Annotated in this window: 22 protein-coding genes; 13 read left to right on the top strand and 9 right to left on the bottom strand. The window is 70.9% G+C overall.

Features of this window, described 5'->3' with window-relative positions:
* Positions 1 to 300: 300 nt before the first annotated feature.
* Complete coding sequence (locus tag ABH925_RS21160) at positions 301 to 1,608, bottom strand: aldolase/citrate lyase family protein (protein ID WP_370150113.1); 1,308 nt, start codon at positions 1,606 to 1,608, stop codon at positions 301 to 303.
* Positions 1,609 to 1,914: 306 nt separating this feature from the next.
* Between ABH925_RS21160 and ABH925_RS21155 the strand changes: the two genes are divergently transcribed.
* The 3 genes from ABH925_RS21155 (at position 1,915) to ABH925_RS21145 (ending at position 4,478) form a co-directional block, all read left to right on the top strand.
* The gene (locus ABH925_RS21155) at positions 1,915 to 2,961 is read left to right on the top strand and encodes a cation diffusion facilitator family transporter (RefSeq protein ID WP_370150111.1); all 1,047 of its coding nucleotides are present in this window, start codon (positions 1,915 to 1,917) and stop codon (positions 2,959 to 2,961) included.
* Between the two features lie 167 nt (positions 2,962 to 3,128).
* Positions 3,129 to 3,866, top strand: a complete 738-nt coding sequence (locus tag ABH925_RS21150; protein ID WP_370150109.1) for a hypothetical protein — start codon at positions 3,129 to 3,131, stop codon at positions 3,864 to 3,866.
* A 3-nt stretch (positions 3,867 to 3,869) separates the two neighbouring features.
* Positions 3,870 to 4,478, top strand: a complete 609-nt coding sequence (locus tag ABH925_RS21145) for a copper chaperone PCu(A)C (RefSeq protein ID WP_370150107.1) — start codon at positions 3,870 to 3,872, stop codon at positions 4,476 to 4,478.
* 13 nt (positions 4,479 to 4,491) lie between these two features.
* Here ABH925_RS21145 and ABH925_RS21140 read toward each other — a convergent pair whose 3' ends face one another.
* Positions 4,492 to 5,262, bottom strand: a complete 771-nt coding sequence (locus ABH925_RS21140) for a DeoR/GlpR family DNA-binding transcription regulator (RefSeq protein WP_370150106.1) — start codon at positions 5,260 to 5,262, stop codon at positions 4,492 to 4,494.
* 233 nt (positions 5,263 to 5,495) lie between these two features.
* Between ABH925_RS21140 and ABH925_RS21135 the strand changes: the two genes are divergently transcribed.
* The 5 genes from ABH925_RS21135 to ABH925_RS21115 all read left to right on the top strand — a co-directional run bounded on the left by ABH925_RS21135 (position 5,496) and on the right by ABH925_RS21115 (position 11,083).
* Complete coding sequence (locus ABH925_RS21135) at positions 5,496 to 6,599, top strand: nitric oxide synthase oxygenase (RefSeq protein ID WP_370150136.1); 1,104 nt, start codon at positions 5,496 to 5,498, stop codon at positions 6,597 to 6,599.
* A gap of 430 nt (positions 6,600 to 7,029) precedes the next feature.
* On the top strand, positions 7,030 to 8,346 hold the full coding sequence (locus ABH925_RS21130) for an ABC transporter substrate-binding protein (RefSeq protein WP_370150135.1): 1,317 nt from the start codon (positions 7,030 to 7,032) through the stop codon (positions 8,344 to 8,346).
* Positions 8,343 to 9,350, top strand: a complete 1,008-nt coding sequence (locus tag ABH925_RS21125) for a carbohydrate ABC transporter permease (protein WP_370150103.1) — start codon at positions 8,343 to 8,345, stop codon at positions 9,348 to 9,350. The genes ABH925_RS21130 and ABH925_RS21125 overlap by 4 nt, the downstream gene beginning before the upstream one ends.
* Positions 9,347 to 10,261 carry a carbohydrate ABC transporter permease gene (locus tag ABH925_RS21120; protein ID WP_370150101.1) on the top strand — a complete coding sequence of 305 codons (915 nt, stop codon included), beginning with the start codon at positions 9,347 to 9,349 and terminating at the stop codon, positions 10,259 to 10,261. The genes ABH925_RS21125 and ABH925_RS21120 overlap by 4 nt, the downstream gene beginning before the upstream one ends.
* A 6-nt stretch (positions 10,262 to 10,267) precedes the next feature.
* Complete coding sequence (locus tag ABH925_RS21115; RefSeq protein WP_370150099.1) at positions 10,268 to 11,083, top strand: DeoR/GlpR family DNA-binding transcription regulator; 816 nt, start codon at positions 10,268 to 10,270, stop codon at positions 11,081 to 11,083.
* 51 nt (positions 11,084 to 11,134) lie between these two features.
* On the opposite strand, the gene ABH925_RS21110 is transcribed toward ABH925_RS21115, so the two are convergent.
* Complete coding sequence (locus ABH925_RS21110) at positions 11,135 to 11,776, bottom strand: TetR/AcrR family transcriptional regulator (protein WP_370150098.1); 642 nt, start codon at positions 11,774 to 11,776, stop codon at positions 11,135 to 11,137.
* Positions 11,777 to 11,939: 163 nt separating this feature from the next.
* Between ABH925_RS21110 and ABH925_RS21105 the strand changes: the two genes are divergently transcribed.
* The 4 genes from ABH925_RS21105 (at position 11,940) to ABH925_RS21090 (ending at position 16,714) form a co-directional block, all read left to right on the top strand.
* Entirely contained in the window at positions 11,940 to 13,088 is a 1,149-nt protein-coding gene (locus ABH925_RS21105; protein WP_370150096.1) for an acyl-CoA dehydrogenase family protein, read from the top strand.
* A gap of 52 nt (positions 13,089 to 13,140) precedes the next feature.
* Entirely contained in the window at positions 13,141 to 14,334 is a 1,194-nt protein-coding gene (locus ABH925_RS21100; RefSeq protein ID WP_370150094.1) for an acetyl-CoA C-acyltransferase, read from the top strand.
* 77 nt (positions 14,335 to 14,411) lie between these two features.
* Positions 14,412 to 15,170, top strand: a complete 759-nt coding sequence (gene fabG, locus ABH925_RS21095) for a 3-oxoacyl-ACP reductase FabG (RefSeq protein ID WP_370150092.1) — start codon at positions 14,412 to 14,414, stop codon at positions 15,168 to 15,170.
* Entirely contained in the window at positions 15,170 to 16,714 is a 1,545-nt protein-coding gene (locus ABH925_RS21090) for a long-chain fatty acid--CoA ligase (protein WP_370150091.1), read from the top strand. Before fabG ends, ABH925_RS21090 begins: the two co-directional genes overlap by 1 nt.
* Before the next feature lie 31 nt (positions 16,715 to 16,745).
* On the opposite strand, the gene ABH925_RS21085 is transcribed toward ABH925_RS21090, so the two are convergent.
* From ABH925_RS21085 to ABH925_RS21060, 6 genes are all read right to left on the bottom strand, one after another.
* The gene (locus ABH925_RS21085) at positions 16,746 to 17,915 is read right to left on the bottom strand and encodes an IS630 family transposase (RefSeq protein WP_370150089.1); all 1,170 of its coding nucleotides are present in this window, start codon (positions 17,913 to 17,915) and stop codon (positions 16,746 to 16,748) included.
* A 307-nt stretch (positions 17,916 to 18,222) separates the two neighbouring features.
* Positions 18,223 to 19,026, bottom strand: a complete 804-nt coding sequence (locus ABH925_RS21080) for a MerR family transcriptional regulator (protein WP_370150086.1) — start codon at positions 19,024 to 19,026, stop codon at positions 18,223 to 18,225.
* A gap of 41 nt (positions 19,027 to 19,067) precedes the next feature.
* Positions 19,068 to 19,574 carry a VOC family protein gene (locus ABH925_RS21075; protein WP_370150085.1) on the bottom strand — a complete coding sequence of 169 codons (507 nt, stop codon included), beginning with the start codon at positions 19,572 to 19,574 and terminating at the stop codon, positions 19,068 to 19,070.
* 388 nt (positions 19,575 to 19,962) lie between these two features.
* A complete protein-coding gene (locus ABH925_RS21070; protein WP_370150083.1) occupies positions 19,963 to 21,009 on the bottom strand; it encodes an NAD-dependent epimerase/dehydratase family protein in 1,047 nt (348 codons plus the stop codon).
* A 62-nt stretch (positions 21,010 to 21,071) separates the two neighbouring features.
* Positions 21,072 to 21,890: an alpha/beta fold hydrolase gene (locus ABH925_RS21065; RefSeq protein WP_370150132.1), complete on the bottom strand. Its 819-nt coding sequence runs from the start codon at positions 21,888 to 21,890 to the stop codon at positions 21,072 to 21,074.
* 103 nt (positions 21,891 to 21,993) lie between these two features.
* The gene (locus ABH925_RS21060; protein ID WP_370150082.1) at positions 21,994 to 22,245 is read right to left on the bottom strand and encodes a hypothetical protein; all 252 of its coding nucleotides are present in this window, start codon (positions 22,243 to 22,245) and stop codon (positions 21,994 to 21,996) included.
* Positions 22,246 to 22,456: 211 nt separating this feature from the next.
* On the opposite strand from ABH925_RS21060, the gene ABH925_RS21055 reads away from it, so the two are divergent.
* A complete protein-coding gene (locus ABH925_RS21055; RefSeq protein ID WP_370150131.1) occupies positions 22,457 to 23,929 on the top strand; it encodes an SDR family NAD(P)-dependent oxidoreductase in 1,473 nt (490 codons plus the stop codon).
* The last annotated feature ends 81 nt before the right edge of the window (positions 23,930 to 24,010 follow it).

Below are 24,010 nucleotides of genomic sequence, written 5' to 3'. Positions count from 1 at the left end.
GTTGACTTTTGGCACGCTGTTGAGTTCTCAAGGAGCGGACGCTTCCTTCGAGACCGTTTCACCGGCCCCTCCGGGCGCTTCCTTCGTTCACTACTTTATCAGACGTTTTCCGGTCCGATTTTCGTCTTCCCGCGCCGTTTCCGGCCCGTTCCGACGAGTGAAACTCTAGCGGATTTTGCAGTGTTCTGCGAATTCCGCCCCCGTTCACCTTTCGGGCTCCCGGAATATGTTGCCGACCGGTCCTGGACCGGCGGCGACCAGGGAACTCTACGGGAACGGGGGCGCAGCACCAAATTGGCCTCAGCGGCCGGCGAGGCCGTTGAGCCGGGTGCGGTCGAGGCCGGTGGCCTTCTCGACCTCCTGCTCGTCGACGGCTCCGCAGTCGAGGCCGCGCAGCACGTAACTACTGAGGGCCTTCGCGGTGGCCGGCTCGTCCATGACATCCCCGCCCTGGCGGGCGACATAGGCGCTGAGGCGGGCGGCCGCCTGGGCGAGGCCTTCGCGGTAGAAGGAGTAGACGGCCGCGTAGCGGGTGGGCAGGTGTCCGGGGTGCATGTCCCAGCCCTGGTAGTAGGCCCGCTCCAGCGACCGGCGGACCAGACGGTGGTGCAGCCGCATCGCGTCGCGGACCTGCTCCGGGTCCCCAGTCGGGATGACGTTGGTGGATCCGTCGGACAGCCGGACGCCGGTACCGGCTGCCGCCACCTGCATGACCGCCTTGGCGTGGTCCGCGGCCGGGTGCTCCATGCTCTGGTAGGCCGCGCTCACCCCGCAGGAGGCGCTGTAGTCGAAGGTGCCGTAGTGCAGGCTGGTGGCGCGCCCCTCCGCGGCCTCGATCATGCGGGCGACGGTGGCCCGGCCGTCCGCGCCCAGGATGGCCTGGGTGGTCTCGATCTGGATCTCGAATCCGATCCGGCCCACCGTGAGTCCCGCCGCCCGCTCGAAGTCCTCGACCAGCCGGACCATCGCGGTGGCCTGCTCGGCGTAGGTGACCTTGGGCAGGGTGAGCACCAGTCCTGCGGGCAGTTGCCCGGATCCGGCGCCGAGCAGTTCGGTGAGGAAGAGGTCGAGGGTGCGGATGCCACGGGTACGGACCGCGGCCTCCATGCACTTCATCCGGATGCCGATGTACGGCGGCGCGGTGCCGTCGGCGACCGCCTCCGCCACCAGCCGGGCGGCCCGCACCGCGGCGGCGTCCTCCTCGGCGTCGGGACGCGGGCCGTAGCCGTCCTCGAAGTCGATGCGCAGGTCCTCGACCGGCTCGCGCTCCAGCTTGGCGCGGACCCGGTCGTAGACCTCGGCGGCGAGCCGGTCGGCGGGGCGGCCGATGATCCCGGCGAGCGACTCCGCGTCCGGGGCGTGCCGGTCGAGCAGGGCGAGGGCCTGACGGCCCCAGTCCTGGACCAGCCCGGTGACACCGGTCCCGGCGAGGGCGTCTGCCGGCACGTAGACGGTGTGGACCGGCTGGCGGGTGCTGGGCTCACCGGGGTAGCGGCGGGCGAGGTCGGCGTCGATGAAGGCAAGGGCGCGGTCCACCTGGGCTCGCACCGCGCCTGACAGCGTGGTGCCGTAGTCCTCGGTACCGGCCGTTTCGTCATGACGCGCCATCGCGTGCCCCTCCAGGGTTCCACTGCACTTCAACAGAATGTTGACGTGACCGTATCCGGGGCCGTCGGCCCCGTCAATGGAAGCCCGCTCCGCGGACGAGGCGCGGACGAGGCGCGGGCTCGGCGCGGCGCGCGGGGCGTGCGTGGCAGAACGCATGCCCGGATACATGAAAGACTCTTCATGTATCGCGTACAGTAGTGATCGTCACCGGACTCCAGGCCCCGGTACGCCGGCCATCGGCATTCCGGCCATCCGGTACTCCACATCATCCGAAGACTTCGCGCGGCGCCGACAGAGGAGGCCCTGGTGACCCCCGCCCACGACCATGACCACGACCGTGCGCACGGCCACGACCAGCACCCTGCCCACGACCACGGACACGGTGGGCACGGCGGGCACGGCGGGCACAGCCACGGCGTGTCGGCGGACGCCGACCGGCGCTACCTGCTCGGCGCGCTCGCGCTGATCGCCGGGTTCATGCTCGGCGAGGTGACCGTCGGCCTGCTGGCGCACTCGCTGGCGCTGATCTCCGACGCCGGCCACATGCTCACCGACGCGGCCTCGCTGGTCCTGGCCCTGGTCGCGATGCGCCTGGCCGCGCGTCCGGCGCGCGGTGCGCTGACCTTCGGCTTCAAGCGGGCCGAGATCCTCTCCGCACAGGCGAACGGGATCACCCTGCTCGCGCTCGCCGCGATCTTCACCTACGAGGCCGTCCGGCGACTGATCACTCCGCCGCCGGTGGCCGGCGGGGTGGTGCTGGCCACGGCGCTGGTGGGGATCGTCGTCAACGTCATCGCGGCCTGGCTGATCTCCCGCGCCAACCGCAGCAGCCTCAACGTCGAGGGCGCGTACCAGCACATCCTCAACGACGCCTGGGCCTTCATCGCGACCGCCGTGTCCGGCCTCGTGGTGCTGCTCACCGGCTTCAACCGCGCGGACGCGATCGCGACCCTGGTGGTCGCGGCGCTGATGTTCAGGGCCGGAGCGGGGCTGGTGAAGGAGTCCGGGCGGATCTTCCTGGAGGCCGCTCCCAGCGGGCTCGATCCCGATGTGATCGGAGCGGAGCTGGCCGCCGAGCCGGGCGTGGTCGAGGTGCACGACCTCCACGTCTGGACGATCACCTCCGGCTACCCCGCACTGTCGGCACACGTACTGGTGAGCGACGATCTGGACTGCCACGCGGTCCGGGGCCGGCTGGAGACCGCACTGCGCGGCCGCTACGGGATCGACCACACCACGCTCCAGGTGGACCATGCGACGCCGGAGCTGCTGCAGCTCGGAGGTACGGGCGAGGTGGGCGGCGACGCGCACTGCCGGGATCCGCACGGCAGCCCGCACCGTGCGGCGGGGTGAGCGTTACCAATATGTGATGATCTTATATCAGACATAATCGGTCAAAATGAAGACCTGCCCCTCGGATACCCCGGCACACTTACGGGACGCTTAGCCGCCCACCTACTAACGTGACGAGCGCGGGGACACCCAGGTGTTCCAGCCTGGCCTGACGCTACCGAGGACCGATGACAGACAAGAAGCCGTCGAACGCCGATCGGCGCCGTATAGCCCAGGAGCGGATAGCCGCGCAGCGCAAGGCCGACGCCCAGCGCCAGCGCAACGTCATGATCGCCTGGATCGCCGGTGGCGTGGTCCTGCTGGGCGGTGCCGGGACGGCGGCGTTCTTCGGGATCCAGAGCCTGAACAAGCAGAGCACGCAGGCCAAGATAGACAAGCAGGCCTCGGACCCGTCGATCGACAAGAGCGCGACGCTGCTGGCGACCACCGCGAAGCAGGCGACCGGCGAGGTCATCGACGGGATCGTCAAGAGCAACTCCATGGAGGCGCTCGACTACCACATCCACTCGCACCTGCAGATCTTCGTCAACGGGGCCCAGAAGAACATCCCCTACGGCATCGGCATCGTCGCGCCGTACCAGCTGCAGACCAGCAGCGACGGCAGCGCCTTCGTCAGCGGCGGCAGCGCGTTCTACTACCTGCACACCCACGACGAGACCGGCGTCATCCACGTCGAGTCGCCGACCAAGCAGGAGTACACGCTCGGCAACTTCTTCGACGTCTGGAAGCAGCCGCTCAGCAGCACCCAGGTCGGCCCGAACAAGGGCACCCTCACGGTGTACGTGGACGGCAAGCTCTACACCGGCGACCCGAGCAAGATCGTGCTGACCGAGTACAAGAAGATCCAGCTGGACGTGGGCACCAACACGCCCTACAAGGACTTCACCTGGCCGTCGGGGTACTGACCGGTGGACGCCGAGGAGCGGGAGCTCGCCGCGCTGGAACACGAGGCCGACGCCCTTGAGGCGCGGGCCACCCGGCACGGCCGCGCGCCCCGCTCCCGGCGGTTGCTGATGGTGCAGGCGCCGGTGCTGGCCGCACTGGCGGTGCTGCTGCTGGTCTGGGGCCGCAGCGGCCCGCAGCCGGCCACGGCGGCGACACCGTCCCCGCCGCTGCTGGGCCTGACGGCCGCGCACCTGGACCCGCCCGCCGGCAGTGGTGGCCCGGTCTACGCCTATGTGACCATCCGCAACAACGGCGGCACCCCGGACCGCCTGGTGGGCGCCTCCAGCCCCTGGGCCAGGACGATCACCCTGGTCGACGGCTCCTCCCCGACCCCGCAGCCGTGGATCACCGTGCCCGCGCACGGCTCGGTGACGCTGACCGCGCAGGGCGAGAAGATCGCCCTCGGCAGCCTCACCCGGCTGCCCAGGCCCGGCGACACCGTGCAGCTGGACCTGAACTTCGCGTCCTCGGGAACGGTCTTCACCTTCGCGCCGGTCGGCCCGGCGAGCAGCCTCACCGTCCAGGACGTCATGGACGCGATGAAGCACATGGACATGCTCCCGCCGCAGTAACGCCGGGCGGCGGCTAGGCGCGGATGACGCGGACGCCGGTGTCGGCGAGGGCGCGTTCCTGGTCGTCGGTGAGCGCGTCGTCGGTGACCAGGTCGTCGATGTCCGACAGCGGGCAGATCCCGGCGAAGGTGACCCGCCCGACCTTGGTGCTGTCGGCGACGACCACGGTGCGGGCCGCGGCGCGCAGGAAGGCCAGATCGGTGCCGGCCTCCATCTCGTCGTAGGTGGTGCAGCCCTCCTTCGCGGACAGGCCGTTCACCCCGATGAACGCGATGTCCAGGTGGTACTGCGTCAGCATCCGCTCGGCGGCCGGGCCGACCAGCTCGTAGCTGGCGCTGCGGGCCGTCCCGCCGACGACCAGCAGCCGGATCTCCGGGCGGACGATCAGGTCGGCGGCGATGTTCACCGCGTTGGTGACCACGGTCAGGCCGCGGTCGGTGGGACGGCTGTCGCACAGCGCGCGGGCGACCTCGGTCACCGTGGTGCCGCCGGTCATCCCGACCACCGCGCCGTCCGGGACCAGCGCGGCCGCCGCCTTGGCGATGCGCCGCTTCTCCTGCTGCTGGCGGCCGGTACGGTGCCGCAGCGGCAGCTCCAGGTTGACCGAGCCGGTGACCGCGCCGCCGTGAGTGCGGGTCAGCAGCCCCTGCTCGTCGAGCAGATGCAGGTCGCGCCGGACAGTGGCCCCGGAGACGCCCAGCAGGGCGCTGAGCTCGTGCACGTCGGCGCTTCCCGCTTCGGCGACGTGGTCGAGGATCCGCGCGATACGGTCGGCTTTCAGCATGGGGCGAGTCTAGGTGTATCGCCCACGAGGCGTGGACGGCCCCGCCCTGGTCCAGGCGGCCCGCATGCGCAGCCGAGGGGCGTACGGCGGACCCGAGGGTGTGCGGGTTGCGCGCAGAGTAGCCCAGCCGTGCCGTTCCCGTACGGGCATTCCGGTACTCTCCGCACCCGGTCGCTCACCTGCGGTACCCATGTGCCGGGAGGGATGTAGCTTTGCTGTTCCGACGTACCGCCATGGCCCGCCGCAGGCAGCCGGCGCCGAGCGCCGTGCTGGTGGCCGCTGAATCGTTCATCCGCCAGTTCGCGCGGGAGCTGCCGGTGTCCGGCGCCCCCGAGCGCCGGCTGCGGGAGGTCCGCGCCTCGATCGAGTCCACCGGGACGTACGAGCACACCCCGGAGGAGCTGGCCTTCGGGGCCCGGGTCGCCTGGCGCAACGCCGCCCGCTGCATCGGCCGGCTGTACTGGCGCAGCCTGGTGGTGCGCGACCTGCGCCGGCTGCGCCATCCGGACGACATCGCGGAGCAGTGCGTCGAGCATCTGCGGGTGGCCACCAACGGCGGCCGGATCCGCCCGGTGATCAGCGTCTTCGCGCCGGACCGCCCGGGGCGTCCGGCGGCCCGGCTGCTGGGCGAGCAACTGGTGCGCTACGCCGACGACCCGCGCAGCGCGAAGCGAACCGCGCTGGCCCGGGAACTGGGCTGGAAGGGCGGCAAGGAGGAGTTCGACATCCTGCCGCTGCTGGTGCAGGCGGCGCCGGACCGCCCGGCGGAGTTCTACGAGCTCCCGGACGACGCGGTACTGGAGGTGCCGCTGACGCATCCGCAGCACGCCGGCTTCGCCTGCCTGGGCCTGCGCTGGTACGCGGTGCCGGCGGTGTCGGACATGACCCTGGAGATCGGCGGGGTGGTCTACCCGGCCGCGCCGTTCAACGGCTGGTACATGGGCACCGAGATAGGGTCGCGCAACCTCGGCGACACCGACCGCTACGACCTGCTGCCCACCGTGGCCCGGCTGTTCGAGCTGGACACCGGCAGCGACCGCAGCCTGTGGCGGGACCGGGCGCTGGTGGAAGTGAACCTGGCGGTGCTGCACTCCTTCCAGGAGGCGGGGGTGACCATGGCCGACCACCACACCGAGTCGGCGCGCTTCCTGGCCCACATCGAGCGCGAGCGCCGCTGCGGGCGCCCCGTCCCGGCGGACTGGAGCTGGATCGTGCCGCCGCTGTCGGGGTCGGCGACCCCGGTGTTCCACCGCTCGTTCGCCCCGCCGGACGACGCGCTGCGGCCCGCGCTGCTGCGCCGGGGCGAGGATCCCTGGGCAGGTTGTGGTGCGAATTGAGGCAACACGTTCGATCTTGTTCAGGCGTTGAGGCGTCTGTCGCCATCCGCCGTCAGCACCGATCGTGTCGGGCGTAGCGCACCGAATCGGACACAACCGGCCAGGCACCGCCCCCGAGCGGACATCACGGTCTCGCAACGCATCCGGAACAGGGCGTTGACGCCCTGTTTCCTGTGCCGTAGAACTACCTCTGCGGTCGAGACAACGTTTCATCCTGGTGACTTCTGTTGGAAACCGGTTGGTGCTGGCAGGCCCCTTGGGTGTCATCTGCATCACGACAATGCCCACCCCCTGCCGTACCGGTCGTCCGAGCACTCGCGTCCTGCGCGTTTGTGTTTCGTTTCGCCTCCCCGCGCCCCACCACAGCAACCCACTCCCCCATGGAGGCACCATGTCGGACGTCGGCTCGTCGGGTACCAACGGCGCCGGGATGTCCCCGAGTCGTCGCAGCCTGCTCAGAGGTATCGCCGGCGCCGCCGGTCTGTCCGTGGTCGGTGGGGCGCTGCTGACCGCGTGCAGCTCCAGCTCGACCTCGCCGGGCAGCGGCACGGGATCCTCGGGTGCGGCAGGCGGCCCGGTGACCTTCGGGTCCAACTACTCCGACCCGGGCGTCAAGGCGGCCTTCGCCTCGCTGTGTACGGCGGCGACCGCGTCGACCGGTTCGAAGATCACGATCAACACGGTCGACCACAACACCTTCCAGACCAACATCACCAGCTACCTGCAGGGCACCCCGGACGACCTGTTCACCTGGTTCGCCGGCTACCGCATGCAGTACTTCGCCGCGCAGGGCCTGGCACTGCCGATCGACGACGTCTGGGCGAAGATCGGCTCCAACTTCGGCCCCGCCGCCAAGCAGCTCTCCACCGGCCTGGACGGACACCAGTACCTGGTGCCGATCTACAACTACCCGTGGGTGGTCTTCTACAACAAGAGCGTGTTCGCGGCCAAGGGCTACACCGTCCCGACCACCTGGGACGCGTACCTGGCGCTGGCCAAGAAGATGAAGGCCGACGGGATGATCCCGATCGCCTTCGCCGACAAGGACGGCTGGCCCGCGCTGGGGACCTTCGACATCCTCAACATGCGCATCAACGGGTACGACTACCACATCAAGCTGATGAAGCACCAGATCCCATGGACCGACCCGGGCGTGACCGCGGTCTTCCAGCACTGGGCCGAGATGATGCCCTACATGCAGACCGGTGCCAACGGCCGGATCTGGCAGGACGCGGCGAAGGCGCTGGAGACCAAGCAGGCCGGGATGATGTTCCAGGGCAGCAACCAGGTCGCCCAGCAGTACGTCACCGACGGCGCCAAGCTCGACGACCTCGACTTCTTCGTCTTCCCCGAGATCAACCCCGCCTACGGCACGGACTACATGGACGCGCCCACCGACGGCTTCATGATCAGCAAGAAGGCCAAGAACGTCGACGCCGCCAAGGCCATCCTGGAGTACATCGGCACCGGCGCCGCCGAGGCCGGCTTCCTGAAGACCGACATGTGGGACGTCGCCCTGGCCACCGGCCTGAGCGTGCCGACCTACGACGCGATCCAGACCAAGTCGGCCGCCGAGATCGCCAAGTGCAAGGCCGTCGCCCAGTTCATGGACCGCGACGCCGACCCGGCCATGGCCACCGCCATGATCGCGATCATCCAGAAGTTCATCGACGACCCGAGCACCGGCAACATCGCGGCCCTGCAGAAGAGCGCCGAGGACCAGGCAAAGGCGATCTACACTTCATGACCTCCGGCACTGAAGCAAGCACCCCGGCGACGGCGGCGAAGGTCCGCCGCCGCCGGGGCGTGCGCCAGCTCTCCGCGCGCGACAAGGTGGTCGTGGCGCTGCTCCTCGGCATCCCCCTGCTGCTCGACCTCGCCTTCGTCTGGTTCCCGGCGCTGGCGACGGTGCTGCTGTCGTTCACCAAGTGGAACGGCGTCGGCAGTCTGAGCACCAAGGCATGCCTGCCCAACGTCCCCTCGATCCTGAACAACGGCTGCCTGTACGGGGTGCAGAACTACCATCAGGCCGCCACGATCTACCCGGAGTTCTGGCCCGCGGTCCAGCACAACCTGATCTGGCTGGCCGTCTTCATCCTGTTCGCCACCCCGCTGGGGATGCTGTTCGCGGTCCTGATCGACCGGGGCATCAAGGGCAGCCGGATGTACCAGAGCATCCTGTTCCTGCCGGTGATGCTGTCACTGGCGCTGATCGGGATCATCTGGGAGTTCATGTACTCGCAGAACTACGGCCTGATCAACACCGTCATCGGGCGCAACAGCAACAGCAACGCCATCGACTGGCTCGGCAACCCGCACCTCAACCTGTGGGCGGTGCTGGTGGAGGCCACCTGGCGGCAGGCCGGCTACGTGATGGTGCTCTACCTGGCCGGGCTGAAGGCGGTCGACCCCTCGCTGCGCGAGGCCGCGACCGTGGACGGCGCCAACGCCTGGCAGACCTTCTGGCGCGTGGTGTTCCCGGTGATGAAGCCGATCAACATCGTGATCATGGTGGTCACCGTGATCGAGTCGCTGCGCGCCTTCGACCTGGTCTACATCACCAACAAGGGCATCAACGGCCTGGAACTGCTCTCGGTCCTGGTGACCTCGAACATCGTCGGCGAGACCCAGCGGGTCGGCTTCGGCTCCGCGCTCGGCGTGGTGCTCCTGGTCATCTCGCTCGTGCCGATCAGCATCTTCCTGTTCCAGACGTTCCGCCGTGAGGCTTCGATCACCAAGGACGGCTCATGACCACCGACACCCTGCCCCGGGTCGCGGCGCAGCAGAGCAGCGGAGGCCGGCCGAAGCCCCGGCCCTGGGGCCAGATCGCCGCGCAGCTCTTCCTGATCTCGGCGTCGATCCTGTGGCTGCTGCCGATCGCCTTCGCCCTCTACATCGCGCTGCGCCCGTACGCGGAGACGTCGAAGTACGGCTATGTCTCGATGCCGCACTCGCTGACGCTGAAGAACTTCAGCGATGCCTGGAGCCAGTCGGGCATGCTGCACTTCTTCACCAACTCGGTGCTGATCACCGTCCCGGCGGTGCTGATCGTGCTGGTGCTGGCGTCCGGGGTGGCCTTCGTGCTGGTCCGGGTGAACGTCAGGGTCAACGTCGCGCTGCTGATCCTGTTCACGGCCGGCAACCTGCTGCCGCAGCAGGTCATCATCACCCCGCTGTACCGGCTCTACCTGCAGATCCCGCTGCCGTCGTTCCTCAGCGACAGCGGGTTGATGTACAACTCCATCTTCGGCCTGGTGGCCATCAACGTGGCGTTCCAGCTGGGCTTCTGCGTCTTCGTGCTGAGCAACTACATGAAGTCCATCCCGGAGGAGATGTACGAGGCCGCGCTGGTGGACGGGGCCGGCCTGTGGACCCGGTTCTGGAAGCTGACGATGCCGCTGTGCCGGCCCGCGCTGGCGGCCCTGGCCACGCTGCTGACCACCTGGATCTACAACGACTTCTTCTGGGCCATCACCCTGATGTCGTCCGGGGACAAGCGTCCGGTCACCTCGGCGCTGGCCAACCTGCAGGGACAGTTCGTCAGCAACCAGAACCTGATCGCGGCGGCGGCCCTGATCGCGGCGGTACCGACACTGGTCGTCTACGTGCTGCTGCAGAAGCAGTTCATCGCCGGCCTGTCGCTCGGTTCGAGCAAGGGCTGAGCCGACGTGCTCGCGAGGCAGCGGCAGGGGGCGATTCTCGCCGAGGTCCGGGCCCACGGCTCGGTGGACATCGCCGTCCTGGCCGGGCGGCTGCATGTCTCCGAGGCGACGGTGCGCCGGGACCTCGGGGTGCTCGCCGGACAGGGGCACACCGTGCGGGTGCGCCGCGCCGCGGACCGGGTGGAGGCGGCCGCGGCCGCCTCCACCCCGCGTCCGGGCGGCTCCGCGCCGGGGGCGCCGGGGGCCCGGGTGACCGCGGAGCAGGAGGCGCTGGCCGCCGCCGCGGCCCGCGGCGCCCGCGCCCAGATGACCATCGGGCTGTCCGGCGGCCCCACGATCCACCGGCTCGCGGTCCATCTGCGCGAGCTGCCCGGGCTGACCGTGGTCACCAACTCGCTGCGGACCGCCGCGATCCTGAGCCGCAGCGGCCGCTCGCGCGAGCGGCCCACGGTGATCCTCACCGGCGGCTACCACCATGACTCCGACGACCTGCTGCACGGTCCGGTGACCGCGATGGTGCTGCGCAGCATGCGGCTGGAGCTCTCCTTCCTGGACTGCGCCGGCCTGGACGGCCCGAACGGCGCGACCACCGACAGCCTCGCCGACTGCGACACCCGCCGCGCCCTGGTCCAGGCCTCGGCCAGGACCTGCGTGCTGGCCACCGCCGCGCAGTGCGGCAGCACCGCGCTCAGCGTGTTCGCCGCCCCGGCCCAGATCGACTGCGTGGTCACCGCCGCCGCCGGCGCGCCCTCGCCGGCCCAGCGCACGGTGCTGCGCCAGGCCCGCGCCTCGCAGTGCGTGGACCTCGCCGGCGTCCACTGACCCGGCCCGGTCGCTGGCCCCCGGCCCGACGGCGCGCCGGTCTGCGTGGTCTCAGCCGTTCGCCAGCCGGGCGTAGCGCAGCGCCAGGCCCTCGACCAGGGCGGTCAGCCCGGTCTCGAAGGCGCCCTCGTCGATGCTGCGCTGATGCTCCGCCAGCAGGTGCGCCTGACCCAGGTGCGGGTAGCCGGCCGCGTAGACCTCCTCGTCGTCGAGGAAGCCCCCGGCGAAGGAGCCGAGCGCCGACCCGAACACCAGGTAGCGCATCAGCGCGCCGACGCGGGTGGCCTCGCCGCGCGGCCAGCCGGCGTCGACCAGCCCGCCGAAGACCGCGTCCGCCAGCCGCAGCGCGTTGGCCCGGCGGCCCGGACCCTGCGCCAGTACCGGCACCAGGTTGGGGTGCGCCACCAGGGCGGCCCGGTAGGAGCGGGCCCAGTCGGTCAGCGCCGCGGCCCAGCTCCCGGCGTCGGTGCCGGTCCACATCGCCAGGTCCACCTCCCCCAGCACCTCGTCCACGACCGCGTCCAGCAGGGCGTCCTTGGTCGCGAAGTGGTTGTAGAGCGAGGGCCCGCTGACCCCGAGCACCGCCGCGAGCCTGCGGGTGGACAGCGCCGCCAGGCCCTCGCCGTCGACCAGGTCGAGCGCGGCCGCGACGATGCGCTCGCGGCTGAGCAGCGGACTGCGGGGACGGGCCACGGGACACACCTCCCTTCCTGAGAAGCACCGCCTGAGAATCGCTGCCAAGGATGACCCACGCCACACTTCCCAAGGTGCGCGGGGCCGGGTTACAGTCCAAAAACTTGCAGCGCTAGTTTAACCCGGCGAGACGCTTTCGTCCGGACGTCAGGTGAGGACCCCCGTGAACCTTGAGCTCAGCGAGGAGCAGGCAGCCGTCCGCGAGCTGGCCGCCGACTTCGTCAACCGCGAGATCGTCCCGCATGCCGCCGCCTGGGACCGCGCCGAGGAGGTCGACCGCGGCATCGTGAAGAAGCTGGGCGCGCTCGGCTTCCTCGGCCTCACCATCCCCGAGGAGTACGGCGGCTCCGGCGGCGACCACCTGTCGTACGTGCTGGTCACCGAGGAGCTGGGGCGTGGCGACTCGTCCGTGCGCGGGCTGCTGTCGGTGTCGCTGGGCCTGGTCGCCAAGTCCGTCGCGCACTACGGCAGCGAGGAGCAGAAGCGCGAGTGGCTGCCCCGGCTCACCTCCGGCGACTCGCTCGGCTGCTTCGCCCTGACCGAGCCCGGCACCGGCTCCGACGCCGGCAACCTGACCACCCGGGCGGTACGCGACGGCGACCACTGGGTGCTCGACGGCGCCAAGATGTTCATCACCAACGGCACCTGGGCCGATGTCGCGCTGGTCTTCGCCCGTACCGGCGAGGCCGGGCACCGCGGCGTCAGCGCCTTCCTGGTGCCGACCGGCAGCCCCGGCCTGACCCGCACCACCGTCCACGGCAAGCTGGGGCTGCGCGGCCAGCCCACCGCCGAGCTGGTCTTCGAGGGCGTCCGGGTCCCGCACGGCGCGATGCTCGGCCCCGAGGGCAAGGGCTTCAGCGTCGCCATGGCCGCCCTGGCCAAGGGCCGGATGTCGGTCGCCGCCGGCTGCGTCGGCATCGTCCAGGCGTCGCTGGACGCCGCCGTGGGCTACTCGGTCCAGCGCGAGCAGTTCGGCAAGCCCATCGCCGCCCACCAGCTGGTGCAGGAGATGATCGCGGACATCAAGGTGGAACTGGACGCGGCCCGGCTGCTGGTGTGGCGGGTCGCGGACCTGATCGACCGGGGGCTGCCGTTCGCCACCGAGTCCTCGGTCGCCAAGCTCTACGCCTCGGAGGCGGCGGTGAAGGCCGCCAACGCCGCCCTTCAGGTCTTCGGCGGGTACGGCTTCATCGACGAGTACCCGGTGGGCAAGTACGTCCGGGACGCCCGGGTGATGACCCTGTACGAGGGCACCAGCCAGATCCAGAAGCTGCTCATCGGCCGGGCGCTGACCGGCGTCAGCGCCTTCTGACAACGTCAGCGCCTTCTGAAGACATCAGCGCGTTCTGAGAGGGAGTACCACCATGCGTCCCGTCTACTTCGCCGCCGCCCGCAGGACCCCGGTGGGCCGGCTGCGCGGCGCCCTGTCCACCGTCCGCCCCGACGACCTGGCCGCGACGGCGGTGCGCGCCGTGCTGGACAGCGTGCCCTCGCTGGACCCTGCCCGGATCGACGACGTCTACTGGGGCGCCGCCAACCAGGCCGGTGAGGACAACCGCAACGTCGCCCGGATGGCCGTGCTGCTGGCGGGCCTGCCCGAGTCGGTGCCCGGCGCCACCATGAACCGGCTCTGCGCCTCCGGCCTGGAGGCGGTCACCACCGCCGCCCGCGCCATCGCCGCCGGGGAGGCGGACATCGTGCTGGCCGGCGGCTCGGAGTCGATGAGCCGCGCCCCGTTCGTGCTGCCCCGCGCCGAGGTCGCGCTGCCGCACGGTGCGGAGATCTTCGACACCAAGCTGGGCTGGCGGATGACCAACCCGAGGATGCGCGCGCTGCACGGGGTGCTGTCGATGGGCGAGACCGCCGAGGAGGTCGCCGCCCGGTACCGGGTCAGCCGCGCCGACCAGGACGCCTTCGCCCTGCTCAGCCACCAGCGGGCGGCAGCCGCCCGCAAGGACGGGCTGTTCGACGCCGAGATCGTCCCGGTGACGCTGGCGGACGGCACGGTGGTGAGCGCCGACGAGTCGATCCGGGCGGACACCACGCTGGAGAAGCTGGCCGCGCTGAAGCCGGTGTTCCGGACCGACGGCACCGGCACCGTCACCGCCGGCAACGCCTCGCCGATGAACGACGGCGCCGCCGGGCTGCTGCTGGTCAGCGAGGAGGCGCTGGCCGAGCTCGGCGTCGAGCCGCTGGCCCGCTACACCGCCGGCGCCAGCGCCGGGGTCGACCCGGACGTGATGGGCATCGGCCCGGTCCCCGCCGTCCGCCGGGTGCTCGCCCGTACCGGGCGCGACATCGGCGGCCTGGACACCGCCGAGTTCAACGAGGCGTTCGCCGCGCAGGCGCTGGCCTGCGTCCGGGAACTGGGCGTCGATCCGGAGCTGGTGAACCCGCAGGGCGGCGCCATCGCCCTGGGCCACCCGCTGGGCGCCTCCGGCGCGCGGCTGCTGACCACCCTGCTGCACCGGATGGCGCGCGAGGACCTCCGCCGCGGCCTCGCCACCATGTGCGTCGGCGTCGGCCAGGGCACCGCGGTGCTCGTCGACCGCGACTGACGGCGACTGACCGCGACTCACGAAGACTCTGCTGCTCGACCAGTGTTGCTCGAACCGCGTATTCCAAGGAGCTTTTGATGACCCGTTTCACCGGCAAGGTCGCCGTCGTCACCGGCGCTGCGCAGGGCATCGGCGCGGCCACCGCGCTGCGTCTCGCGGAGGAGGGCGCGGCGGTCGCCGTGATCGACCTGACCGCCGAGCGCGCCCGGGGCACCGTCGACGCGATCACCGCCAAGGGCGGCACCGCCCGCGCCTACGGCTGCGACGTCACCGACTACGACGCCGTCGAGGCGGTGTTCGCCCAGGCGGCCGCCGACCTGGGCGGGATCCACATCCTGGTCAACAACGCCGGGATCACCCGCGACAACCTCTTCTTCAAGATGCCCAAGTCGGACTGGGACGCGGTACTCACGGTCAACCTGACCAGCGCCTACAACTGCGCCCACGTCGCCCAGACCTACATGTGCAAGCAGAAGTACGGCAAGATCGTCTCGCTCAGCTCCCGCTCCGCGCTGGGCAACCGGGGCCAGGCCAACTACGCCGCCGCCAAGGCCGGTATCCAGGGCCTGACCGCCACCCTGGCCATCGAGCTCGGCCCGTTCAACATCAACGTCAACGCCGTCGCCCCCGGCTACATCGCCACCGGGATGACCGCCGCGACCGCCGAGCGGGTCGGCGCGACCGCCGAGGAGCACCAGGCCGCGGTGGCCGAGCGGACCCCGCTGCGGCGGGTCGGCCAGCCGGAGGAGATCGCCTCGGTGGTCGCCTTCCTCGCCTCCGAGGACGCCGCCTACGTCAGCGGCCAGACCCTCTACGTCAACGGCGGGGCCCGCTGATGATCACGCTGTCGCTCGCCTCGGTCCTGGCCGAGAACGCCCGCCGCCGGCCGGACCACACCGCGCTGGTCGAGGGTGCCACCCGGCTCACCTTCGCCGAGCTGTGGCAGCAGTCGCTGGCCCAGGCCGCCGCCCTGGTCGAGCTGGGCGTACGGCCGGGCGACCGGGTCGCGCTGATGGCGCCCAACGTCGCCGAGTTCCCGCGTGCGTACTACGCGATCCTGGCGGCGGGCGGTGTGGTGGTGCCGGTGCACCTGCTGCTCACCGCCGAGGAGGTCGGCTATGTGCTGCGGGACAGCGGCGCCACGGTGCTGCTGAGCCATGTCGCCATGGCGGCGGTGGCGGCGGAGGCCGCCGGGATCGCGGACGTCCCGCTGCTGACGGTGGGCCCCGAGGTCCCGGTGCCGGGGTCGAAGGGCCGCCTGGAGCAGCTGGCCGAGCAGGTGACGCCGCTGACGCACTTCGTCGGCCGGAAGCCCGAGGACCCGGCCGTGGTCTTCTACACCAGCGGCACCACCGGCCGGCCGAAGGGCGCGGTGCTGAGCCACCTCGGCCTGGTGATGAACGCCACCGTCAACGCCTTCGACGCCAACGACATCCGGCAGACGGACGTGGCCCTGGGCGCGCTGCCGCTGTTCCACACCTTCGGGCAGACGGTCAGCATGAACTCCACCTGGCGGGCCGGCGCGACCCTGGTGCTGCTGCCCCGGTTCGACGCCGCGCAGGCGATCGAGCTGATGCTGCGCGAGAAGGTCAACACCTTCCACGGGGTGCCGACCATGTTCATCGCGCTGCTGGAGGCCGCGAAGGCCGCCGCCGAACTGCCGGAGCTGCGGGTGTGCATCTCCGGCGGCGCCTCGCTGCCGGTCCCGGTACTGGAGCGGTTCGACACGGTCTTCGGCACCAGCATCTGGGAGGGCTACGGCCTGTCCGAGACCTCGCCGACGGTCGCGGTCAACCAGCCCGACTTCGGCACCCGCGCCGGGACGGTCGGCCATCCGGTGTGGGGCGTGGACGTGGAGATCGCCCGCGCGGAGCTGGACGACCGGATCGAGCTGCTGCCCACCGGCGAGCTCGGCGAGATCGTGGTGCGCGGCCACGGCGTCTTCCTCGGCTACCTCGGACGCCCGGAGGCCACCGCGGAGGCGCTGGTCGACGGCTGGTTCCGTACCGGCGACCTGGGCACCAGGGACGCCGACGGCTTCGTCGCCATCGTCGACCGCAAGAAGGACGTGGTCATCAGGGGCGGCTACAACGTCTACCCGAGGGAGGTCGAGGAGGTCCTGCTGCGGCACCCGGCCGTCGCCGAGGCCGCCGTCATCGGCCTGCCCGACCCCCTGCACGGCGAGGAGGTCTGCGCGGTGCTCGTGCTCGTGGTTGCCCCGGACGTGGAGCGGCCGAGCGCGCAGGAGATCGTCGACTGGTCGAAGCTGCACCTCGCCAAGCACAAGTACCCGCGCCGGGTCGAGTTCGTCGACTCCTACCCGCTGGGCCCCAGCCACAAGGTGCTCAAGCGCGAACTCCGGGCCCGCTACAGCGCTTAGTGGTCGACGCTGGAAGTCCTTCGGGGGTTGATCAGACTGCCGGGGCGATGGGGGATTCTTGGTGTCGGTCGGCGGATGTGTGTTGGTCGAGCCGGGCCAGCAGATCGTCCAGGTCGGAGGTGGTGAACCTCCACTGGAACGGCTGTGCCGCGGCGTTGTATCGGTCTTCGAATACTCGGAGCCGGTCCCGGACCTGGCTCAGGTCCGTGAAGTCGTTGGGTGAGACGACCTTGCGCTGGACGATTGAGAAGAAGATCTCGATCTGGTTCGTCCAGGAGGCGTGGACGGGGGTGTGGACCATGACTGCGTTCGGAAAGGCCTTGGTCAGACGGTCTATGGCCTTCTTCCCCCGGTGGGAGGAACCGTTGTCGACGATCCAGAAGACGCGTCTGGCGCTGGCGTAGGGCTCCTGGGTCATGACTTGTTCGACCAGGGCCATGAACGGTGCGATGCCGGTGGTGGCCTCGCAGCGGCCGAAGACTCTCGCCCGGTGTACGTCGTAGGCGGCCAGGTAGGCCACGGCTCCGCCGCGGCTGTATTCGTGGTTGACGCGCATCGCCCTGGCCTGGCCCGGGGCGAGGGTCGGGTGGCAGCGGCAGCGGGCCTGGATCGAGGTCTTCTCGTCGCTGGAGAGCACGTACTCGTCCGGGCCGAGGGGTTCGCCTTCGTATGTTCGAGCGTACAGGTCAAGGACGCGCTGGGCCTTGGCGCGGAAATCCGGGTCCCGGATGAAGATCCAGGACCTGTACTGCCAGGGTTTGAGCGCGTCCTGGCGCAGCCAGCGGCGCACGGTGGAGGCCGAGACGGTGTCGGTGATGCCGCGCGCGGTCAGCTCGGCGGCCAGTTCCGGGCATGACCAGCGCGCCAGCGGTACCCCGGTCTCGGCCGGGAGTTGGCGGGCCAGGGCTTTGGCCTCGGCGACCTGCACGGGGGTGAAGCGGGCCGGGCGCCCGGAGCGCTTGCGGTCGGCCAGAGCCGGTATGCCGCCGTGGGCGAAGCGGCTCCGCCAGGTCCGCACTGTGTCCACGTGCAGGTGGGTCTCGGCGGCGATCCTGGCGTTAGCCCGGCCGCGTGCTGCGAGGAGGACGACAGTGGCACGCTGCCGGGTCTGGTGTGGGGTTTTGCTGCCGTAGGCCATCTTTTTCAGCCGGTGGCGCTCGGTGGCGGTCAGCACCACCGTCGCGGCAGCGCGTATGGGCATGTGGCAGGGCGGCCTATCTTCCGAAGGCGGTGCGCGAGGCGCGGGTCAGGGGCCGCCTGGTGCTGCCGCAGGCTGTCCTGTGGCCCGCGGCAGCACCAGGCGGCCCCTGTGCGTGGACAGCTGCTACCGCACGGCGTTCCTGCACGGCGGCTCCATGGAGTTCTCGGAGCCCGTGTTCTGAGTGGAAGACCGTGCCTGCCGATGCGGCATCGCCGACCCCGCCTGGCGTTGACCGGCTGAGCCGACACGGTCCGGGCCCAGCCCGAGGGATATCCCAGGACTGCTGGAACGGTGGTGCGTGGGTGCGTCAGGCCCAGACTGCCGCAGCCGGGTCGATGCCTCGGGCGCGGGCGTTGGCGTCGATGATGTCGCGGAGCCAGGTGCTCAGGCCCGGCTCGATCGCGTCGTAGTGGGCTGCGTAGCCGGGATCGGCTGCGTGCTTCCTCCCCAGGCAGACGTGCATGGAATGGGTGCAGTCGAAGTAGGTGCCGATGGAGGCCCGGTGTCGCTCCGCGAGGGCGTTGGCTTCCGCACTGCCCGGGGTGACGCCGGCGCGGTTGGCCGCCGCCAGGTCGTTGTTGAGCATCGTGGTGTCGTCCGCGATCTGCTGCCAGTCCTGCGGGGTCATGTGCGCGGAGCGCTCGGCGTACTGCGCCCACTGAGCTGTGCTGCCCCACCGGGCACGTGCGTCCGCGCCCCATGACGGCTGCCAGTTCTGCCCGAAGATCGCAACTTGCTCCTCCGCGGACAGCAGGATGCCGGTGCTTGCCGCTTCGATCATGCGATCGACCGCATGGACCATTCCCTGCAAACGGGAGATGCGATCGAGGAGTTGGGCGCGCTGCTGCCGCAGAGGCACGGCCGCATCGAACTTCGGGGCATCGAGGAGCTCGCCGATGGCGTCGAGGGGCAGTCCGAGCTCGCGGTAGATGATTACCCGGTGGATGCGTGCGATGTCGGCCGCTGCGTAGAGCCTGTATCCGCTTGTGGTCCGCTCGGACGGGCGGACGAGCCCGATCGCGTCCCAATGGTGCAGGGTGCGGACGGTAACTCCCACGCCCGAGGCCGCGGCCCCGACCGTCAACCCGTCGGGTTCCGCGGCCCCGTCCATTTCTGTGCTTGTCACACCCTCCAGTCTGACATTGGCGGGTTTCACTCCTTGGGGGCAGTGATGCCGACTGCTTCGAGGTTCCGTGCCTCGGCGCTGTCGGGGTCCACGGGCCGGGCGGCGGTCATGATCACACGAGCGTTCTCCGGCGTGAGGACTTCCAACTCCACCGTGTTCCACGGGGTCTGCCGCGGTCCGCTCGTGCACCCGGGCAGCAGTGCGGCACACGCGTGCGCGATCTCGTCGACCTGGCTCAGCACGCACGCGAAGCTGATGCTCGCCGTGGGGGGTTCGGCGGGACCGTCGGCCGGGACGAGCAGAGCGTCCTGGAACGCCCACCGCCGAACGTGCGTGAGCCGGCCGGGGATCGTGAACAGGTCGATGAAGCCGAGCCCGCGGATCCAGAAGTCCACGGATGCCGCCAGGTCGGATGTCGGCACGGTGACGAACATCGGCATGCCGTAGATACCCCGGTAGACCTCAGGCGGCTTCACGTCGAGCGCGGGCGCAGGGACAGGGCTGATTTCGAATGCGTTGTAGAAGTCGGTCATGCGCTCATCGTGAGGCCTTACGCAACGTCAGGGTCAAGTTCCGCAGCGCTGCAACGGTCGGGACCGGCAGTGCATGATCTTGGAAGCCGTGCCTGCTGCGTTCCCGGGGCCGACCACCCGACAGATCGCCATGAACCGGATATCGCCATGTGTTCGAGGAGCGCGAGGGGGCGTCGAGGGTGGCGGGCATTGCGGCGGAGACCGGCTGCGCCGAAGCTCTGTACGACCACCGACATCTGACCAGGCACCACGTACGGCACCGGCTCCAGAGTCAACCCCCGAAGGACATCCGGAACGGACCACTTAGCCGCGATGCGCGGCGGCGGTGAGACCGCCCGAGGAGCGGGGAGCCCGCTCCTCGGGCGGCCTCACCCGTGCTCCGGGCCGGTCAGGCGTGGGGCCGGTCAGGCGTGGGGCGGGCGGCCCAGGCGGCGAGGATCGCCTGTTCCTTGTCCGGGGCCAGGCCGCGCCCCTCGGAGGGGGCGTGGTGGGGGGCGTTGGCCTCCTCCAGGCCACCCGGGGCGAACAGCCACTCCGCAGTGTCGCGGATCGACTCGGTGACCGGTCGGCACCGCAGCCCCGCAGCCACGGCCTTGGCCGAGCTGTGCTGCCAGACCGCCGCGAAATCCTCGCTCAGCGGCGACCACAGCGGCAGCTCCATCCACGGATCGACCTTCTGGTCCAGCAGGAACCGGTCGTCGTCCACCCACTCCAGGGTCGCCTTCCCGCCGGTGGCCTCGACGCAGGTGCCCAGGTACTCGCCCCAGGTGGTGTTCGGCCCCGGGCCGCCGGTGAGGTACGTGCCGGCGTCCCCGGCCACGATCCGGTCCAGGCCGAAGGCCGCGATGTCGCGGGAGTCGATCAGCTGCATCACCCGGTCCGGCGAACCCGGGGCGAGCATCCGGCCTCCCCGCGCGGCCCGCTCCAGCCACCAGGCCAGCCGTCGGGCCCGGTCGCCGGGTCCCATGATCAGCCCCGGCTGGATCACCAGCGCCCGACCGGGGAAGCCCTCGGTCACCGCCCGCTCGCAGCCCACCTTGAGCGTGCCGTAGTCGCCGTCCTCGGTTCCGGCGTCGGGGGCGCACTCGTGGCGGGGCGAGGTCTCGTCCACCGGGACGGCCGGGAAACCCGGGTAGGCGTTGATCGAGGAGATGTACAGGTAGCTGTCGGCCGACCCGGCCAGCGCGGCGACCGAGGCGCCGACCACGCGCGGGGTGTAGCCGCAGACGTCGACGACGGCGTCCCAGGGGCCGTGCGCGGCCAGCCCGGCCAGGTCCTCGGGCCGCTCGCGGTCGCCGCGCACCACGGTGACCCCGGGCTCGTCCACGCCGGACTCGCCCCGGTTGAAGGTGGTCACCTCCCACCCGCGCGCCGCGGCCTCGCGGACGAAGGCCTGTCCCAGGAACACCGTTCCGCCGATCACCAGTAGTCTCATGTGATCGAGTGTCAGGGCCGGGGCCCGCCCCGGGAACCTGTGTCCGCCGTGGGCGAAGGGTGTCAGCTGAGAGCGGACGCGGACACGGACGGGTCGAGGAAGTCCGGCGAGTCGAGGAAGTCCAGCACCAGCGGTCCGGCGAGGGCGCGGAACTCCTCGAAGTAGGCGTGCCGCGCGCCGGGGATCAGCCGCAGCCGGGCGCCGGGGATCCGGCCGGCGATCAGCGCCGCGTTGGCGGTGGGGTTGAACCGGTCGTCGTCACCGTGCAGGACCAGGGTGGGCGCGGTGATCCCCGGCAGCACGTCCCAGGCGTCGTGCCGGTTGCTGGCCACCAGGTGCCTGCGCCGGGCGTAGGGCGGCATCGCCGGGTCGCCGAGGGTGTTGAACGGCCCCTCGTGGGCGGCCTGCCAGCGGGGGGTGTACATCAGGTCGAGCAGCGTCTGCCGGGCGACGGCCGGGTCCGGTCCGGCCAGCGCCATCCGGATGTCGTTGCCGCGCTCGAAGGCATGCGGACCGCCGGGCGAGGTGCAGCCCAGCACCAGCGCGCGGACCCGCCCCGGGTGGCGGGCGGCCACCCACTGGGCGACCCTGCCGCCCATGGACGTCCCGTAGACGTCGGCCCGCTCCACGCCGAGGTGGTCCAGCACCGCGATGACGTCCTCGGCGAAGCCCTCGGTGCTGTACGCCTCGTCGGGCTTGTCGCTGTCGCCGGTGCCCCGGTAGTCCAGGGTGACGGTGCGCCGGGTGGCCTCGAAGTCGTCGCGGACCCGGTCCCACCAGCGGTGGCTGTTCGACTGCCCGGAGAGCAGCAGCAGCGGGGTGGGCCCGGCCGGGCCCCCGCCCCGGGGCTGGTAGGCGATACGGACCCCGTCGGCGGTCATGGCAAGCGGCACACCGTGCAGCCTAGCCCGTGCCCCCGCGCCCGGCCGCGCGGCACCGGCCGCCGGGCCCCGTGCGGTCGGGCCCCGTGCGGTCGGCGTCAGCTCACTGCGCCTGCGCGCGCCACGCGTCGACGCCGGCCCGCGAAGCGCTCTTGGCCTGGCGCAGCGCGCGGGTGGCGAGCTCGCTGGGCGGGGTCTCCAGCTGCTGGACCCAGCCCCGGCCGGCACTGGCCAGCGCCGTACCCGCGATCGCCGTACCGAGCATGGTGAGCAGCGCTCCCACCCCGGTGAGTACCGCGCCGGCCGTGAGCAGTCGCCGGTTCACCTTGAACGAAGCCATCTCAGAAGTCGCCATGACTCGAGTCTGGTCCGCTCCGGCCTCCCCCGCGCGGTGGGCGCCGCCGACCGGGTGGCGTCGCGCAGCTCACACCGCTCCACGTCCGGGTCCGCACCCGGCTAGAGTCGAGGGCTGGAACCCGAGGAGTTTGTCTGTGATGAGCGCAGGTGTGATGAGCGTAGGACCTGATGGCGGCGGCACGACCCTGATCGATACCCCGGCCGACGAGATGGACGGCATGTCGGTCGAGGGCGACGCGGAGGAGTACGTCGGCGGGATCGACCCGCAGCGGCTGGAGCTGGCACTGTCAGTGCTGGCCGAGCTCGACGAGCTGCCGGTCGACCACCCGGACGCCATCGCCGTACGCCGTGCCACGGCCGGTCTGTACCGGACCGTGAAGCAGCGTCGCCGCCAGGAGCGCCGGGCCTCGAAGACGGCCAACGACCGGGCCGTGACCGAGGCCACCGCGACCGGCGCGGCCGACCGTATCGACGACGAGACGCAGGGTCTGCAGCTCACCGCCACCACCAGCGGCCCGATCGCCGGGGTGCTGGAGCGTCCCCGCTCCTGCTACGTCTGCAAGACCCGCTATGTCGAGGTGGACGCCTTCTACCACCAGCTGTGCCAGCCCTGCGCCCACGAGAACCGGGCCCGGCGTGACGCCCGTACCGATCTCTCCGGCAAGCGGGCGCTGCTCACCGGTGGCCGGGCGAAGATCGGCATGTACATCGCGCTGCGACTGCTGCGCGACGGTGCCCACACCACCATCACCACCCGGTTCCCCAACGACGCCATCCGCCGTTTCACCGCGATGCCGGACAGCGCGGAGTGGCTGCACCGGCTCCGCATCGTCGGCATCGACCTGCGCGATCCCTCGCAGGTCATCGCGCTGGCCGACTCGGTGGCCGCGCAGGGCCCGCTGGACATCCTGATCAACAACGCCGCCCAGACCGTGCGCCGCTCCGCGCAGGCCTACGCCGAGCTGATCACCGCCGAGGACGCGCCGCTGCCCGCCGGGGAGCTGCCGGAGGCCGTGGTGCTCGGCGGGTTCGACCTGAGCCGCCAGCCCGCGCTGCCCAGCCAGTCGCGCGGCGAGCGTGGCTCCCTCAGCGCGCAGGCGCTCACGGCGCTGGCGCTGACCAGCGGCTCAGCCGCACCGGCGCTGGTCGAGGCGGGCACCGCGATCGACGCGGGCGGACTGGTCCCGGACCTGGACCCGGTGAACAGCTGGAGCCAGAAGGTCGACGAGGTCGACCCGATCGAGCTGCTCGAAGTCCAGCTCTGCAATGTCACCGCGCCGTTCATCCTGGTCAGCCGGCTGCGCCCGGCCATGGCGGCCTCGGCCGCCCGCCGCAAGTACGTGGTGAACGTGTCCGCGATGGAGGGCCAGTTCAGCCGCGGCTACAAGGGCCCCGGCCACCCGCACACCAACATGGCCAAGGCCGCGCTGAACATGCTGACCCGCACCAGTGCGCAGGAGATGCTGGACCAGGACGGGATCCTGATGACCGCCGTGGACACCGGCTGGATCACCGACGAGCGTCCGCACCCGGACAAGATGCGGCTCGCCGACGAGGGCTTCCACGCCCCGCTCGACCTGGTCGACGGCGCGGCCCGGGTCTACGACCCGATCGTGCGCGGCGAGCAGGGCGAGGACCTCTACGGCGTCTTCCTCAAGGACTACACACAGTCCGCCTGGTAGTCAGTCCGCCCGGTAGTCAGTCCGCCCGGTAGTTCAGTCCAGCGCAGTGTTCAGTCCAGCGCAGTGGTTCAGTCCAGCGCA

This window comes from Streptacidiphilus sp. EB129, from assembly GCF_041262645.1.
In the GTDB taxonomy this organism is placed as follows: Bacteria; Actinomycetota; Actinomycetes; order Streptomycetales; family Streptomycetaceae; genus Streptacidiphilus.
The sequence above is the reverse complement of the archived record's forward strand: the minus strand, read 5'-3'. Positions and strand labels throughout refer to the sequence as shown.

Coding starts and splice junctions, on each gene's coding strand:
- ABH925_RS21160 (WP_370150113.1), bottom strand. CDS start 1,608: ATGGCGCGTCATGACGAAACGGCCGGTACCGAGGACTACGGCACCACG.
- ABH925_RS21150 (WP_370150109.1), top strand. CDS start 3,129: ATGACAGACAAGAAGCCGTCGAACGCCGATCGGCGCCGTATAGCCCAG.
- ABH925_RS21140 (WP_370150106.1), bottom strand. CDS start 5,262: ATGCTGAAAGCCGACCGTATCGCGCGGATCCTCGACCACGTCGCCGAA.
- ABH925_RS21135 (WP_370150136.1), top strand. CDS start 5,496: ATGGCCCGCCGCAGGCAGCCGGCGCCGAGCGCCGTGCTGGTGGCCGCT.
- ABH925_RS21130 (WP_370150135.1), top strand. CDS start 7,030: ATGTCCCCGAGTCGTCGCAGCCTGCTCAGAGGTATCGCCGGCGCCGCC.
- ABH925_RS21125 (WP_370150103.1), top strand. CDS start 8,343: ATGACCTCCGGCACTGAAGCAAGCACCCCGGCGACGGCGGCGAAGGTC.
- ABH925_RS21120 (WP_370150101.1), top strand. CDS start 9,347: ATGACCACCGACACCCTGCCCCGGGTCGCGGCGCAGCAGAGCAGCGGA.
- ABH925_RS21100 (WP_370150094.1), top strand. CDS start 13,141: ATGCGTCCCGTCTACTTCGCCGCCGCCCGCAGGACCCCGGTGGGCCGG.
- fabG (WP_370150092.1), top strand. CDS start 14,412: ATGACCCGTTTCACCGGCAAGGTCGCCGTCGTCACCGGCGCTGCGCAG.
- ABH925_RS21090 (WP_370150091.1), top strand. CDS start 15,170: ATGATCACGCTGTCGCTCGCCTCGGTCCTGGCCGAGAACGCCCGCCGC.
- ABH925_RS21085 (WP_370150089.1), bottom strand. CDS start 17,915: ATGCCCATACGCGCTGCCGCGACGGTGGTGCTGACCGCCACCGAGCGC.
- ABH925_RS21080 (WP_370150086.1), bottom strand. CDS start 19,026: ATGGACGGGGCCGCGGAACCCGACGGGTTGACGGTCGGGGCCGCGGCC.
- ABH925_RS21075 (WP_370150085.1), bottom strand. CDS start 19,574: ATGACCGACTTCTACAACGCATTCGAAATCAGCCCTGTCCCTGCGCCC.
- ABH925_RS21070 (WP_370150083.1), bottom strand. CDS start 21,009: ATGAGACTACTGGTGATCGGCGGAACGGTGTTCCTGGGACAGGCCTTC.
- ABH925_RS21065 (WP_370150132.1), bottom strand. CDS start 21,890: ATGACCGCCGACGGGGTCCGTATCGCCTACCAGCCCCGGGGCGGGGGC.
- ABH925_RS21060 (WP_370150082.1), bottom strand. CDS start 22,245: ATGGCGACTTCTGAGATGGCTTCGTTCAAGGTGAACCGGCGACTGCTC.
- ABH925_RS21055 (WP_370150131.1), top strand. CDS start 22,457: ATGGACGGCATGTCGGTCGAGGGCGACGCGGAGGAGTACGTCGGCGGG.